This window comes from Lactiplantibacillus dongliensis (genome assembly GCF_005405105.1).
In the GTDB taxonomy this organism is placed as follows: Bacteria; Bacillota; Bacilli; order Lactobacillales; family Lactobacillaceae; genus Lactiplantibacillus; species Lactiplantibacillus dongliensis.
On sequence record NZ_BJDK01000052.1, the window covers coordinates 1 to 15551 of the forward strand.

General features: G+C 45.5%; 11 protein-coding genes. All 11 read right to left on the reverse strand.

Annotated elements, in window-relative coordinates; translation table 11 throughout:
- Positions 1-59 precede the first annotated feature (59 nt).
- A complete protein-coding gene (locus FFM80_RS13875; protein ID WP_137641345.1) occupies positions 60-1769 on the reverse strand; it encodes an aryl-sulfate sulfotransferase in 1710 nt (569 codons plus the stop codon).
- A 506-nt stretch (positions 1770-2275) separates the two neighbouring features.
- Entirely contained in the window at positions 2276-3877 is a 1602-nt protein-coding gene (locus FFM80_RS13880; RefSeq protein ID WP_137641346.1) for an acyl-CoA dehydrogenase family protein, read from the reverse strand.
- Positions 3878-3993: 116 nt separating this feature from the next.
- A complete protein-coding gene (locus FFM80_RS13885; RefSeq protein WP_223877377.1) occupies positions 3994-5214 on the reverse strand; it encodes an MFS transporter in 1221 nt (406 codons plus the stop codon).
- Between the two features lie 479 nt (positions 5215-5693).
- Positions 5694-6575 carry an alpha/beta hydrolase gene (locus tag FFM80_RS13890; protein WP_137641347.1) on the reverse strand — a complete coding sequence of 294 codons (882 nt, stop codon included), beginning with the start codon at positions 6573-6575 and terminating at the stop codon, positions 5694-5696.
- 20 nt (positions 6576-6595) lie between these two features.
- Positions 6596-7765 carry an MFS transporter gene (locus FFM80_RS13895; protein WP_137641348.1) on the reverse strand — a complete coding sequence of 390 codons (1170 nt, stop codon included), beginning with the start codon at positions 7763-7765 and terminating at the stop codon, positions 6596-6598.
- A 34-nt stretch (positions 7766-7799) separates the two neighbouring features.
- A complete protein-coding gene (locus tag FFM80_RS13900; protein ID WP_137641349.1) occupies positions 7800-8969 on the reverse strand; it encodes an MFS transporter in 1170 nt (389 codons plus the stop codon).
- 328 nt (positions 8970-9297) lie between these two features.
- A complete protein-coding gene (locus tag FFM80_RS13905; RefSeq protein WP_137641350.1) occupies positions 9298-9939 on the reverse strand; it encodes a TetR/AcrR family transcriptional regulator in 642 nt (213 codons plus the stop codon).
- Positions 9940-10385: 446 nt separating this feature from the next.
- Complete coding sequence (locus FFM80_RS13910) at positions 10386-12005, reverse strand: ABC transporter permease (protein ID WP_223877378.1); 1620 nt, start codon at positions 12003-12005, stop codon at positions 10386-10388.
- 5 nt (positions 12006-12010) lie between these two features.
- Entirely contained in the window at positions 12011-12937 is a 927-nt protein-coding gene (locus tag FFM80_RS13915; RefSeq protein WP_137641351.1) for an ABC transporter ATP-binding protein, read from the reverse strand.
- 474 nt (positions 12938-13411) lie between these two features.
- Entirely contained in the window at positions 13412-14206 is a 795-nt protein-coding gene (locus FFM80_RS13920; protein ID WP_137641352.1) for an SDR family NAD(P)-dependent oxidoreductase, read from the reverse strand.
- 547 nt (positions 14207-14753) lie between these two features.
- Positions 14754-15245 carry an alcohol dehydrogenase gene (locus FFM80_RS13925; protein ID WP_137634504.1) on the reverse strand — a complete coding sequence of 164 codons (492 nt, stop codon included), beginning with the start codon at positions 15243-15245 and terminating at the stop codon, positions 14754-14756.
- Positions 15246-15551 lie beyond the last annotated feature (306 nt).

Here is a 15551-nt window from a genome sequence, read left to right on the forward strand (position 1 = left end):
GATTCATGTCTATTTTTATACAGTAAAGTCCCGGCAAGCCGGGGCTTTACTGTACATTATTAACTTTCAACCTTTAGATATAACGACAAACGTTCCGCTCGATACGACCAATCACCAGCCGCAAAGTTCGTGCGGTTCACATCAAAGATGACTTGATTCGTTTGCCGATTCACTTCGACGAACTCACTTCGCTTACCACTGTCAGCATAGCCAAAACCAATCAAAGTATTGCCCTGGCCGACATTGTAGCTACTGCCAACAATATTAGTGAAGTTGGCTTGACCACGCGACTGACCATACGACCAAAGTGACTGCACAGTTTTTTCTTGCTGATTCAAGCTGACTTCGGTCCCGAATGAATATTTTTTCGAGGTCTTCAAATCACCACGAGTTACCGCCACGTTATTATCATAATACTCTAGGTGCAAGACATTGCCGCCATCCGATTCGCCTAAAATATTAATGGCATGTTGACCGCCATTATATTGGAATTTGGTGCCTTTAGCCGGCTTAATTAAGTATTTTTTATAAGCGGCCGGAATTTTCTGATCCGCTCCTAAGATCCACTTCAACTTGCCAGTCTGATAATTCAATCCCAAGATCATCGATTGATTCCGACCTGAGACAATCAACAGATTATGCTTTTGATCATAGACCATTGAATTTTGATGGAACCAATCTTTCTTGCCATCCGAACGATGCGTGGCCTTATATTTCGTATACGCTGATTTGAATAATACTCGTTTCAAATCAATGATCTTTTTAATCTTCCCCCTTTGACGGTCAATTTGAATCATGGTGTCTTCCACGTATTTCGCACTACCATCATCGACCGTCAACAAGAAGTCGCCATTCGGCAGTTCAATCGCATCGTGATGAATCACAGTATTAACAGCCAGCTTGTTCGGATCGGCTTTCGTCGGGAACATTCCGCTAAAGTTATACTGTTTATAAATACGTCCATAATAATCTGTAATCCGCAACGCATTATACTTTGAATCACTCGTTTTTTTCTTCGTTAACACTAATAAACGACCATTTTTTAATGGTTTAAAAACGTGTGAAATCTTATTAGTTGCGTACCAGCGAACCTGACCTTGCGCATCTAAGCCATAGGTCAAGCCTTGACTACTGACCGCAAACGTCAACTTTGCATTGCCAGTTCCCAACGCCATCTTGCTAGGGGTACTGGTCTTAAGCGTATTCGTACCGATATCACGCGGTAGCTTGCTTATCTTAACGGCATATGTCTGAACCGTTTTAGCACCAGCCTTAGTGGTATAAGTGACTTTAATTTGATTGGTCCGGTTCGCATATAACCCGAGCACGCCAATCTGATGACTGGTTCGATACCCTTTAATCGTATGCGTTATCGTGGTCGCTGGGCTATCACCAACGACTTCGGTGGTCACTTGCGTTGCCGCTTTCGTCTTCACTAGAATCAAGGCCGACAGCGGACTCGTACGATACGGATTCGTGATCACCTTGCCAGCTGAGCCGGCCTTTAACGGTTTTAACTGCTTCGCATAAGTCGCCGATAATCGCCGCGTCTGGGTGACTCCCGTCGTGCTTAACGTGGGTTGCAAGCGTTGCTTAATCGTGGCCGTCGCCAAGCCACCGGTATGTTCAACCTGCTTGGCATGCCGCGCGACATCTTTAACTGGCGCAGTACGTGACTGTTGCCAATAAACACCGCCGCCCGCTAAAGCTAACCCAATAATTATCAAGCCACCAACTAGCCATGGCCGGTGCCGTGATCCTGACTTCATCTTAAATCACCATTTCCTTTTTTGATTGCACGTCTATATTAGCCAATTGTTTCACTATGCTTGGTGCTAGTTGAAATTGCCGCCTGCCGGTTGGTTCCTAAAACGCTGGAACGCCATGGGCCATTTTAAAGCCAAAGTGCGGTCTTCAAAACTGGCCTTGGCCTAAGTCCGAGCAGACCACTCGCACTAAGGCCAACGACATGGCTGAGCATTTTAGGAACCAACCTCTCGGCTAAATTTATGGCCGACAATAAATAGTCATTAATTCCCGTTAGTTAACGCCGGGCGGGCCAGAATTGGCTCAGTGGTGTCGTTTGTCTTGGTCGGTGATTTTCCGACTTAGATAACCCCCGGCTTGTGGGAGACCACCCTTGGCTTCCAAACGCGGCCACCACGTTCCAGCCAATTCTGGCCCAACCAGAGTGACAGTTTAAGCCAACTAGTACCAAACGTAATTGTTTCACTATATAAATATAATCATATCAAAAAAGAGGCGGCGCTGGCAATTAATTCAAGGCAGCTAAGATGCCCGTTAAGAAGTCATCAACATTACCAACAAAGGCATGCTGTGCCACTTTAAAGATTGGCGCCGTCTCATCTTGGTTAACCGCCACGATATGTTTAGCCCCAACCATGCCAATAACGAATTGATCCGCGCCCGAGATACCTAACGTGATAATCACTTCTGGATTGACGGTCGCACCACCGAGACCAATCTGTTGATCGACACTGAACTGTTCCAACGTGGTCAGTGGTCGGGTGACAGCAATCGTCGCGCCAATCCACTTGGCTAATTGTTGCGCTTTTAACACTACTGCTGGGTCCAACGCCCCGCGACCAAGCGCAATAATCCGCTTGGCGGTGCTAACATTACCAACATTAACCGGCACGTCTTCCGTCAAGCGCAACTTTTTAACGACCCGATGTAAGTCCGCCACTTGAATACGTTTCGCTGTTGGCACGGGTTGCTGGTTCAAGGTATTTTGCTGTTCCATCACGCCGAGTTCGATCGCACCCAAGTCCTGACTAATCCATTCGGACGACCCTTCCGCTAAATCCAAAGCACGAACATCGCGCAATAGTTGTTCTAATGGGAACTCATGCGTATACGCAACCCCACCAACGACCTGAATCGCTTCATTAGTCACCTTGAACCCTTGATGACCACCATACAACTTAGCCATCGCCGCAGCCGCTTCAAAGTCAACATTCGCATCAACTTGCTGGGCCGCATCTAAAGCCAACAATTCGGCCGCGCGCTTTTGCATCGTCATATTGGCAACCTTTGTCTGGACGGCCGGAATCGTATTCAACGTGCCATCCACAACTTCGCGTTTTTCGGCATAGCTTTTAACACAATCCAAGGCGTGTTCCATAATACCAGCCGCAATCGCGCCCATCATGATTCTAGCAATCGCCTGATTTCGACGGGCAATCTCTAGACCCTGACCGGGACGGCCCAAGATGTTTTCAGCCGTGACTTTAACGTTGTGTAAATGTAGCCCCGCCACGGAAACCCCGCGCAAGCCCATCGTAGTTTGCTTGTCAGCAGTCGTGACCCCGGGCATACTCGTATCAATAATAAAGGTCGCAAATTCACCCTGGTCAGTCCGCGCTAAAATCACATAGGTCGTGGCCTGGCCGCCATTGGTGATAAAAGCTTTCTCACCATTAATTAGCCATCCATCTGCGGTTTTAGTCGCCATCGTCTTGACCCCAAGTAGACTACCGCCGCTGGGTTCCGTAATCGCGAAGCCCATCAAATGGTCGACAGCCGGCGCTAAATACTTATCCTTTTGTGCCGTAGTCCCATAATGATCAATCTGTTCGGCCGCTTTCCATAAGCCTTCTAACATAACTGCCAGACTGGCCGAGCCACGAGCAATAATCGACAATACTAACGCACGCGATTGCATCCCTAGCCCTGCCCCGTAAGGCTTCGCTAGTCCTAATTGTGGTACCTTTTGTTGAATCAGCAAGTCATACGCGGCTTTTGGAAATTCCCCCGTTTGATCAATCTGGTGATCCAATGGTGCCAGATGCTGTTTGGTAAACGTCACTAGTTGCCGCTGCATGGCGGCCTGATCAGCCGTTAAATTCAATCCCATCGCAATGCCCTCTTCATTTCCTGAAAATTTAAGTTAAGTCTAATTTACCACAGTTTCCACGGAATAAAACGACTAAAAAAGCCGGACTGCCGCCCGACCTTTAAATTCAGTCATTTTTAAATATTGAAACGCCGATTCCGGACCATTAAAACAATCACAATCACTAGACTAATCAAGGTAACCGCGGTGTCGATTTGGAATACATGCAAGACACTAACGGCCGTTTCATTAATAATGAAGCTTGACACTAGCGGGCCAACAAAGAACGTTAACGCCGTTGCAAAACTATAGTAGCCGGTCACTTTTCCTTTTTTCGCTGGGAAATACTGACTCAATAACGTCAGCCCTAACTGCCAGATACCACCAGCCGCAAAGAAACCGATCACGATGGCCGTCAACCGCGCACCGTCAGCACTGGGAATCATGACCATTTGTAACAAGGCTAAAAATGAGACTAAGGTATACACAAAAATTAATTTAATTGGTTTTACTTTCGTCACTAATGATGACGTGATAAAGACTGAGACTAATGAAGCACTGGCATACCATGAGATTAACGACTTCGCCGTATTGGCACCCAGCTTCAAGACGGAACTGCCAAAGTTAGGAGCGTATTGTGAGAAGGTGTAGAACGTAAATGACAAGGTAAAGCCGATAATGATTAAAAGGCTGCCATCAATCAACATCGATGGCTTAGGACCTGCTGGCTGTTCAACTTCCGCCACTGGTTGTTTAGTCGTGGTTTTTGAAATCACGGGTTGCGGTGCAAAGGCGGCCATCGCAATCAAGCCAATGTCTAGCACCATGATAACGACCATCGCGATTAACGTCATCTTGGAATTCGGTTCTGCAGCCACAATGAAAGGTAGGACAAACTGCGCTAACGACATCGCTGCTTTGACGAGTGAATTCATGCTGGCAGCTTGATCTTGAAAGGCATCGGTCAAAGCTGGATAACTGGCCGTATCACCAAAGGAGTTCGTAACCCCCATGAATAACGCGGCCACACAGGCACTGATCAAGTTCGTACTGAATAATAAGCCAACTAAGAAGACGATTTGTGCGACCATCCCAATCAACATCGTTCGCTTCCGACCAAGGCGATCAGATAAATAGCCAGCCACTAGGATCGTCAACAATCGCCCGACCCCAATCATCGCAATAACCGTAGAAATCCCTTTTAGATTCGTGTGCCATAAGGCTTGAAATTGGGTGCCGTATTGCGACACAATAATCGTTGCCATTCCCAAAATAGCATAATTGATATAGATTCCTAAGGCTAATGGTAAATATTGTTTGCGTTTCATGGTTACGACCTGCTTTTCTTTAATTTCCATCCCTGTCACCCACCAAGTTTGTTTTTAAGTGATTAGCGTCACAGAATTACTTATTTAACCGCTTACAATTATGTTTTTAAATAAACTATATCTCGTGGTTATCATTTAAAATACACTATCACGCGATATGGAGCGTTAATCAAGTTGATTTGATATAACTTTCACAATCATCTTTACAACCTTGATTTTAGCACTGGCATAGCGGCTGTCTAATGGCGACTAGTAATCAGACCGATAGCTTGTGGCTATAGATGGATAGCAAAAAGGCTTGGGCATCACCTCCCAAGTCCCTTAGTTTACTTGATTGCAATTAGATTACGCTTGGTGCTAGTCAAAATTACTGCTTGCCGATTATTTTGAAGCTTATCGTGTGACTAAAATAAGCGATTAACAACAAAACCATCATTTATAACGACCACAATTAACGGCGAGCGGACTAGCATTGGCAATTTAAACCAACAACACCTAATATGTTTAGCTTACAAGGCGCGGCCTAACTTTTGGTTTAACCAAGTGATGACCCGATTAATAATCTCTGGTTGATACCATTCCCAGGTCCCATGACCGGCTTGATCAATCGTGACTTGTTGCACATCAGCCTGGTGGGCTTTGAGTGCCGTCACCATTTCACTAGCTTGGGCTGGTGACACGATTCGGTCAGCATTCCCATGCATGATCAAGAATGGTGGTACTTGGGCCGTCACATAGCTGACTGGACTAGCGGCTTGGGCCTTGGGTTTATCGGCCGTAATCGAGTTCGCGGTATCACTCATGAACGATGGGCCATTGACTAGCAAGGCTTCCGTTGATGTCGTCGATTCATGGAATGGCTCATTTAAGCCGGATCCAATGGTTAATAGGTCACAGAACCCATACATCGAAACCACCGCTTTGACTTGTGTCTGTGCCTTGGTGACATCTGTTGGTAAGAAGTGGGCCGTTTGACTCGTCGTGCCGAGGAACTGCGCTAAGTAACCGCCCGCCGAATCCCCGATTACCGCAATACGATTTGTATCAATATGATAAGTATCGGCGTGTTGATACAAATAGCTTAAAGCATGCTTGCCATCGGTCACAATCTTGGGAAATTTGTCCGGCACAACCCGATATTCAGCCGCTGCGACCACGTAGCCCGCTTGCGCTAACGCGGTCCGCATCTGAATATACTTGTTGTGATTAGCTGCCGTAAAACCGCCACCCGGTAAGTACAGTACCGCTGGCTTTAAATCGACCGTCCGTGGCACTAACATCGATAAGGTCAATTCGACCGCATGATCGCCTTCAATCGTCTGGTAATAAACCAGATTAGGCATCTCATCGACTGTTGGTACCGTTTGTTTAACTTGAATTAATTCACTCATTATTTTTACACCTCAATATCTTATTTCGCCGCGGCTGGTTGATAGTAGCCAGTAAACGTAAAGTAAAAATCAACTAATGTCATCAAAACCATTCCGGCACCGCCTAACATTAACACGGTACTTGGTGACCCATTGCCGAATAATTGAGCTAGTGGATTCATCAGAATCGGCGATAAGAATGAGCCGAGACTCCCACTAACTAAAATCATTGATGCTGATAAATGTTTGGCATCTTTTGAGGCCACTTTATCGATCCGCATGAAACACCGTGGTAACACCCAACCGAAGAAGAGTCCGACTAAGAAGACACCCACAAAGACTAACACCATATTTTTAGCTGTCGCAATTAGAAACATCCCTAAGGCCATTCCTAGTAATGACGTTGGCATAATATAATCACCTAAACGCTTGTTAACTTGGCTAAAGAAGCCACTTGCAACCATCGAGAATACGCCCATTAAGGATAGCGCCACTGCCGCAGCAGATGGCGTCCCAATCTTTTCAGTCGTGACTAAACTAGCTAACTTGATAATCACTGCCATAAAGGCGCAGAAGGTTAAAAAGACTAGCAAGGTTAATAACCAGATCTTATGATTGGCCTTACCACTTTCCTTCACATCAACTTTAGCTGGCTGTTCAGGTACTTTTATGAATAGCCCAAATAAAACCAATGGAATGAGTACTATTAGATAAGATAAGAAGGCTAATTTCCAACTAAACGCTAATAATGCGGCAATCAATAAGCCAATCCCAGCAGCGCCGAGATTTTGTGCGGAACTTTGATAACCTAACATCGCGGATAGCTCATCATCTTGATAGAAGCTGTACATCAGACTAACCGAGAATGGGTTAAAGAGGCCGACCCCACAGCCCATTAAGAACCGCGTCACCATAATAACCGTATAGTTGTTCGTTAAAGCCGGCGTAATGCCACCAATCAAGAAGAGCACTAACCCTAACATAATCGTGCGTTTGATACCTAACTTTTTACCGATAATTCCTGAAAACATAATCAATAACAATGACCCAAAATTGGGCATCGTAATAATACTTTCAATCTGAGATAATGATTGGCCGTGTAACGACCGTTGCATCAATGGAACGGCGGCTGAAATTGACGACGTCGTCATTGCTAAAATCGAAATTGACAATAAAGCCAATTTAAAAGCCCAGCTATGTTCATTTTTCATGATATCACCTTCCGAATGCCTGTCTCATAACTATCTATTTGGCCGCAGCTGGTTGATAGTAGCCAGTAAACGAACAATAGAAATCAATTAACGTCATGAAGACTAATCCCGACCCAGCTAACATTAAAACAGTGGCTGGCAACCCATTACCTACTAGGTTAGCCATCCCATTCATAATGGCTGGTGATAAAAATGACCCGAGACTTTCGCCCACTAAAACCATCGACGTTGAGATATGCTTGGCATTTGGAGAAGCAACTTTGCCAACGCGTAAGAAACTCTGTGGTAGTACCCAGCCAAAGAAGACCCCGACTAAGAAGACCCCAGCAAAAACCAACACGATATTAGTCGCACTAGCAATCAAGAACATACCTAGTGCCATGCCTAACAGGGAAGCTGGCATCACAAAATCACCTAAGCGTTTACTAATTTGACTGAAGAAACCACTTGAAACCATTGAAACAACGCCCATCAAGGACAACGCAATCGCGGCGACAGAAGGACTGGCTAACTTTTCAGTAGTAACCAGGCTACCTAACTTAACCACAACTGACATAAAACCACAGAACGTGATAAACATTAAACCGGTTAAAATCCAAATTTTATGATTAATATGCCCATTTTCTTTTGCATGCATTTCCGTATGCTGATCTGGGACTTTGATAAATAGACCGAATAGAACCAATGGAATCAGCACAATCAGATATGAGAGAAAGGCTAACTTCCAACTAAAGGCTAACAGGGCAGCAATCAATAAGCCAATCCCCGCGGCACCTAAATTCTTCGCTGAGTTCTGATAACCCAGCATCGCTGATAATTCATCATCTTGATAAAAGCTGTACATTAAACTAACTGAGAATGGGTTAAATAACCCGACCCCACAGCCCATTAAGAAACGGGTAATCATGATAATAGCATAATTACTGGTTAAAGCTGGGGTAATTCCGCCGATTAAAAACAGGCCTAACCCCAACATAATCGTTCGTTTGATTCCTAATTTTTTACCGATAATTCCCGAAAACATGATCAACAACAAGAATCCAAAATTGGGCATGGTGATGATACTTTCAATCTGCGACAGCGATTGTCCTCGCATTGAATGTTGCATCAAAGGGACCGCCGCTGAAATTGAAGAGGTCGTCATCGCCAAGATTGAGACTGACAACAAGGACAGCTTAAACGCCCAGCTATGTTGATTTTTCATGGTATTCACCTTCCGATTGCCGTGAAACGACAATCCTTTCATTGAGAAAGTGACTTCATACACAAGCGAAACTAGCTTTTAGCTGTAACGCGATTCAATTTTAAGTTCGATAATTTCTAAAATACTAGTTCCACCCATATGAAGCGCTTTCAATTTAGTTAAAAGCAACAACAGGTTTTCGAGAAAAAACTCACAAATCATTCACACCTTTAGTCTAACATCTCCGCTTGGCCTGTCTAATCACCCCTAAGCATAGTATCCATAGTCTAGGGCTATGAATCCATAGCAAAAGGCCCAGGCAATACCTGCCCAGGCCTTTGCTTTTTAATTATGTCAATGGTGTCACAAAACCAAATTGTAAGATCTGCATATAATCCTTCGCCCGATCCACAATCCATTGCGCATCGGTCATCGTTTTAATATCTGGTGACTGTTGCATATGCTGCTGAAACTCTGTAAAAATTTGATTATAAAGGCCCATAATGAGACTGATTAACGTCTCCCGGTTAATCTCCGGGCGCACCGCCATCTGATCCAGTACGTCACCAATCAACCCTTGCATCGTGTGCATATTTTGTTGATACAACTGGTTTAGTTGGGCCCGTACCTTAGCGGGTAATTTATCAACCATCCCATAAGCATCAATCATAATCCGCATTTCATCGGGATGTGTCTGGCCGAACTCAGCTTTGTAACGCGCCCCTCGAACGACTAAAGTCACCAAATCTGTCGTCACTTCATACGCTTTAAGATTAATCGTGTCCAGAATAGTCTGTGTCGCTGCTTGAACGGTCTCAAAGTATAACGCTTGTTTACTCCCATAATAGTGGAAGATCAACCCTTTTGAAACCTGTGCCTTCGCGGCAATCTGTTCGGTTTTAGCCCCAGTATAACCGTGACTGGCAAATTCATGGGTGGCCGTTTGCATAATTCGGGCCACCTTTGCGGGATCTTTTGGCACTACTGTCATCCTGAGACTTCCTTTCTTAAATCGGTTAAACTGCTACTCTGGTTGGTCCAGAATCGGCTGGAACGTGGTGGCCGCGTTTGTGAGCCAAAGAACGGTCTCACAAGCCGGGCTTTGACTAAGGCTGGGGAAAACCACCCAACCTAAGTCAAACGACACCACTGAGCCAATTCTGGCCCGCCCGACGTTAAATAACTGTGTTTGTTTGATTACTAGTTAGCCATATTAAAACTCAAGTTCAAAAAAATTCTTTTTAGTTGAAGATTATTAACACTGGAACCAGCTGTGGAAGTGGTATTAGGCCAGTGATTTTATCCGATCTTATATCACAGACAATCCTGGTCATTTGCGAATCTGGCAACAGACCCAGTCGAAGTTTCAGACCGTTTTTCGACTACAGATCTGCTCCATCGAGAACATGCTGGCCAACGAAGACTAATTCACCCAACCTATTGCGCTAAGTCGCGGCGCCGGTAGCCGATAGCGGCCACTAACAATAGTAGCACAGTTATGGCTAACAGCCACCAGTTAGTTGTCCAGTCAATGGCTTTCATCGGTACCTTATTGACAAAGCCGAGTGGGGTCAATTGCTTCGCCCATTTTGGCAAATCAATCAAACTGCCGAGATAGAGCGAGAAGAATCCATAAAAGACCCAAAGCCAGCTCAAATGCCGTAGCTTTGGTGCCCAACCCACCAATAAGCTAGCAAAAGCAATCATCACTAACATAGCCGGGAAGTAAGCCAAGAGCACGTGCCAATAGGTGAGCCATTTAATCGGATCAGTCATCATCGCAGCGCCCGTCGCGTACATCCCAAAAGTACCTGCAAAGAACACCGCCGCAGCTTCAATCATCGCCAACCCAGTATAACTGGCCCAGACTTGCCAACGTGATGTCGCGGTCGCGTAAAGCTGATGCAAATAGCCTTTATTCTCATCACTGACCAATTTTAACATCGTCTGCACCGCTGGAATCAATGCCACAATCACCATCACAATCGCTAAAATGGCAATAAAGTTCTTCACGATGACCCGATTAGCGGCGGCTAACGCCGAGGCCCCGAGTAGTTGCTTGATCATCGGATTACTCTTTGCTAAATCGCCAATCGTATTAAAAACCGAGGCATATGAGGCCCCTAACATTAAGTTACCCAACACCCAAACTAGTAAGCTAATGCGCGTCCGACGCCATAATAATGTCGCCGGTCCACGTAAGATTGGCGAAGCGGTTGTCCGACCTTGCCGGGTTGGCAACAAGCCGGCACCTAAATCACGCCGTAAATTCAAACGCTGGGCTGCCACTAGACAAATCAGTCCAAACAACCCCATCATTAGTAGCGGCTGCCACTGATTAGTCTGATAAATGCCTAACTTTTCGATCCAACCAAATGGCACCCACCATGTTGTCTTAGGGTCACTAACATCAGTACTCATCCGTGCAACGTACATCACGCCAAACACGGCATAGGCCAGCATGGTTGTCCCACTAGCGCTATCAGCTAATTGTGCCAACAAGAGCGTCAACATCCCAAACATCCAGCCAATGGCCGCTAAGCCAGCGCCAATCAGCCAGTTACCAGCTGTATTAGCTCCTGGCATGTTCGCTAATTGTAATCCGGCGCCAAATAAAAGCCCAACAATCGCGTTCAAGCCGGTTAGTTCAATAAACGCCGCCATCAAAGGCGCTAAACGACCGACCGCATGCGACCGGACCAGTTCAAGTAACCCTTCATCTTCTTCCGCACGCGTGGCGGCGACCGCAATCATAATATTCATAATCACCATGACGATCGCCATGAAAACCATCATTTCAGTGGCAAAGATTTTCGCCGTCGTATAGGGCGCTTTTGCCGTAAAGGCCCCAAATAAAGAGACCATCGCCGGGGACTTCAACGTCTTAACAATCGTCTCAATTGCACTCTGAGTCCCATAGATACCATCGAATTTCGCCGCAATCGCCGTGAATAATCCCGCCAACGCGACGATCCAAATGACTAACTTCGCCCAATCACGTTTTAAATTAACTCGGATCAACAACCCCGTCCGCTTTAATAGTTGTTCTGGCATCATCGTCGTCACTTCCCATCTGTTGCCCGTGCATCGTTGGGGGCTTCATAGTAACGCATGAATAAGTCTTCCAAGGTCGGCGGCGTGGTCGTCAGTGACACTAACTGTTGCTGCGTCAAATAGGCCATGACTGGGGTCAACTGATCAGCATCAACTGCTAAGCTGACATGGTTCTCACCATGCTTGGCCGTCACGCCATGTACCCCTGGTAGTTCAGCCAACTTAGTCAACGGTGCCACCGTTTGAACATCGATCGTTGTCCGGGTCAAATGCCGCATTTCAGCCAACGTTCCAGTCTCAACGATCTGGCCTTCGCGAATAATGCCAATGCGATCACACATCTTTTCAACTTCTGACAAGATATGGCTGGATAACAGTACACTCTTGCCTTGTTGTTTCAGTGCCAACACGTGGTTTTGGAAAGTTTGTTCATTCAACGGATCGAGTCCCGATGTTGGTTCATCAAAGATATAGAAATCAGCATCGGTTGAAAAAGCAGCAATCAAGGCAACTTTTTGCCGATTGCCTTTTGAATAAGTCCGGGCTTTTTTCCGTGGATCCAAGCCAAATTCTTCAATCAAAGCATCGGTCTTAGCCGTATGTCGTTCACCATTCATCTTCAAGAACAAATCAATGATCTCGCCACCACTTAAGTTCGGCCATAGATAAACATCGCCGGGCACATAGGCAATTCGTTGATGAATCGCCACACTGTGTTGCCAAACATCCTGACCAAAAATTGTTGCAGACCCGCCACTGGCCTTTAGGATTCCTAGTAGTACTCGGATCGTCGTCGATTTACCAGCGCCGTTCGGGCCAATAAAACCGAAAACTTCGCCAGGATAAATCGAAAAATCAATATCCTTTAACGCTTGGAATTTACCGAAGCGTTTTTGGAGATGTGTTATTTGTAATAGTGGTGCTGGTGTAGCCATGATGGATTCCCCCTTAGAGTGTGAGCCAAAGCGGGTTGGGGACGAGCATTGCCTAGCCAAGTTAATGATCCGGTGATTTTCCGGATGGTTAACTTGGCGTAGCAAGCGGAATCCCCAGCTTTGGCGAACACGTTTCGACACCCTCGCCGAAACCAACTTTATAATTGCAGAAGCAATCATAATCTCAATTGACCAATAAGTCAATGACTCACGAGTCAATTTTATACTTTAATTTTCCAATCACACTGAAATTCCCAACACACCGGCGTTTACCGTTCAAAAATTAACCATCAAAACCCTAAAAAAAGCAAAAAAAAATAACACTGATCGCCAAGACCAGTGCCCACGTTGAGGCGACAATAAAATAACCTGAGATAGTCTCACACCTTATTGTCAACGTAATTACTTAACGGTAATTACCGCTTTCAATTATACCGTATTCTGGTAATGAAGTGGTAAAAATGACCGAATTTGTTAAAAAATGGTTGGCACCAAGCCGCCATCTGCTCGAAGCGCTTCACCAGAAAAGCTGCTGGCAAACGGACTCGCAACAAAAACCACTAGACGTCCGATTTCACTCGGCCGAATCAAGCGTTGAATTTGTGATAACGGTCGGTGATTAATCATAAAGTCATGTTCCCACTGATCTTTGGGTAAGTCCGACTCCGCATACATCTCGTTAATCATATGCTGCACGCCTTCCGTCAAGGTTGATCCCGGCATCACCGTATTCACAGTCACATGGCTCCCAACCGTTAATTTCGATAGACTCTTCGCCAATGAAAGATTCATCGACTTGGTCATCGAATATTGTGGCATCTCACCAGATGGCATCACGGCTTCTTCACTCGCAATAAAGATAATGCGGCCAAAATCATTGGCTAACATCGCTGGCAAATAATGCCGGGCCAAGCGATTACCCGCCAATACATTGATTTTAAAGAACCGTTCCCAAGTGGCATCATCAATATCGGCATACGCCATCGGGGCAAAGATGCCCATATTGTTGACCAGAATATCCACCGTTGGGACTAACTTAAACAGCGCTGCGGTGGCCGCTTCATCACTAACATCAAATGGTGCGGCGATTGGTGTCGTTGCCGGATACGCCGCTGCTAAATCATCGACAACCGCTTGAACAGTCTCTGCACGTCGACCATTAATGATGACATCCGCGCCCTCTTTAGCAAAAGCTTCGGCAATTGCGCGGCCGATACCTTTAGTCGAACCAGTCACTAAAACTGTCTTATGTTGTAAACCCATTTCCATCGTTAAGTCCTCCGTTAATCAATGATACGCTTGGTACTAGTTGGATTAAATTGCCGCCTGCCGGTTGGGTTCTAAAACGCTGGAACGCCATGGGCCATTTTGAAGCCGCAAGCCCGGTCTTCAAAACTGGCCTTGGCCTAAGTCCGAGTAGACCACTCGCACTAAGGCCAACGACACGGCTGAACATTTTAGAACCCAACCTCTCGGCTAAATCTTCTGTGGGTTAGATAATTATTATTCGGTAATTAACGGCGGGCGGGCCAGAATTGGCTCAGTGGTGTCGTTTATCTTAGTCGGTGATTTTCCGACTTAGATAAAGCCCAGCTTTCGAGACCGCTCTGTGGCTCGAAAATGTGGCCACCACGTTCCAGCCGATTCTGGCCCAACCAGAGTGGCAATTTAATCCAATCAATCCCAAACTTTAAGTAGCACCAGCATAGCCGATTGCTGTCTTAAACGCTAGTTAAAAGGTTTGGTAAGTTCCCGAAAAAAATCGCCGGTATCTTTAAGATAACCGACGATCAAAACGACTTAGTTATGTACGCGTTTATTCCGCGCTTGTTTTAGCGTAAGCTTCTAAGACTGGCATGACATAACGTTCTTCTGCTTGTTTCCGTGCTAGAATCGCATCATCCATGTCCGCAAATTGTTGATTCAAGACTAGGCGACCGCGATACATCAAGCGGGCGACCCACTTTTGTGAACACCGATCAAAGGAAACCCCAATCACACCACTACGGTTACGACTATTAGGCTTCAAGCGATCAACAGATGTCCCTTGATAGAGGGGCAAGTTATCACTGCGGCCCATATTCTTGCGCGTTTGCGGATTTTCAAAAATATTCTTCCGACTGACATCGGCCCGTAAGCACCCACAGCTCTTGGTAATCCCTTTACGTAACCGATAACTATCCACCACGACCTGCCGACCACATGAACATTGACACAACCAGCGTGCATTCCCATTCGGGGCACTCTTAGCTCGTTTAATGACAGTTAATCGGCTAAACGTCTCTCCTGTTAGATCTTTTAGTCGCATCAAAATCACCTCGATAATTTTTTATGGTCCAATCGGATCGGCAGCACCCGGCCTCAATTGAACTTAAGTTCTAATCTATACTGATTTTATGAAATAAGTATGACGAATACCAAAACATTCGTTGCTTAATTTATTTATATTTTTATTTCTAGTCAAAGATAATAATTAAAACGCAGATACCAGCTTTAGCCATTTTTATAATACTACTATCCTGTTTTGATGTCACTTAATATTAGAGCCTGTTTTAAAACTAAATATTTTACCGGGTTATATGCATGATCATTCGTATCATGATAAATGCGGTGA

Coding starts and splice junctions, on each gene's coding strand:
- FFM80_RS13905 (WP_137641350.1), bottom strand. CDS start 9,939: ATGACAGTAGTGCCAAAAGATCCCGCAAAGGTGGCCCGAATTATGCAA.
- FFM80_RS13915 (WP_137641351.1), bottom strand. CDS start 12,937: ATGGCTACACCAGCACCACTATTACAAATAACACATCTCCAAAAACGC.
- FFM80_RS13900 (WP_137641349.1), bottom strand. CDS start 8,969: ATGAAAAATCAACATAGCTGGGCGTTTAAGCTGTCCTTGTTGTCAGTC.
- FFM80_RS13875 (WP_137641345.1), bottom strand. CDS start 1,769: ATGAAGTCAGGATCACGGCACCGGCCATGGCTAGTTGGTGGCTTGATA.
- FFM80_RS13925 (WP_137634504.1), bottom strand. CDS start 15,245: ATGCGACTAAAAGATCTAACAGGAGAGACGTTTAGCCGATTAACTGTC.
- FFM80_RS13890 (WP_137641347.1), bottom strand. CDS start 6,575: ATGAGTGAATTAATTCAAGTTAAACAAACGGTACCAACAGTCGATGAG.
- FFM80_RS13895 (WP_137641348.1), bottom strand. CDS start 7,765: ATGAAAAATGAACATAGCTGGGCTTTTAAATTGGCTTTATTGTCAATT.
- FFM80_RS13920 (WP_137641352.1), bottom strand. CDS start 14,206: ATGGAAATGGGTTTACAACATAAGACAGTTTTAGTGACTGGTTCGACT.
- FFM80_RS13910 (WP_223877378.1), bottom strand. CDS start 12,005: ATGATGCCAGAACAACTATTAAAGCGGACGGGGTTGTTGATCCGAGTT.
- FFM80_RS13880 (WP_137641346.1), bottom strand. CDS start 3,877: ATGGGATTGAATTTAACGGCTGATCAGGCCGCCATGCAGCGGCAACTA.
- FFM80_RS13885 (WP_223877377.1), bottom strand. CDS start 5,214: ATGGAAATTAAAGAAAAGCAGGTCGTAACCATGAAACGCAAACAATAT.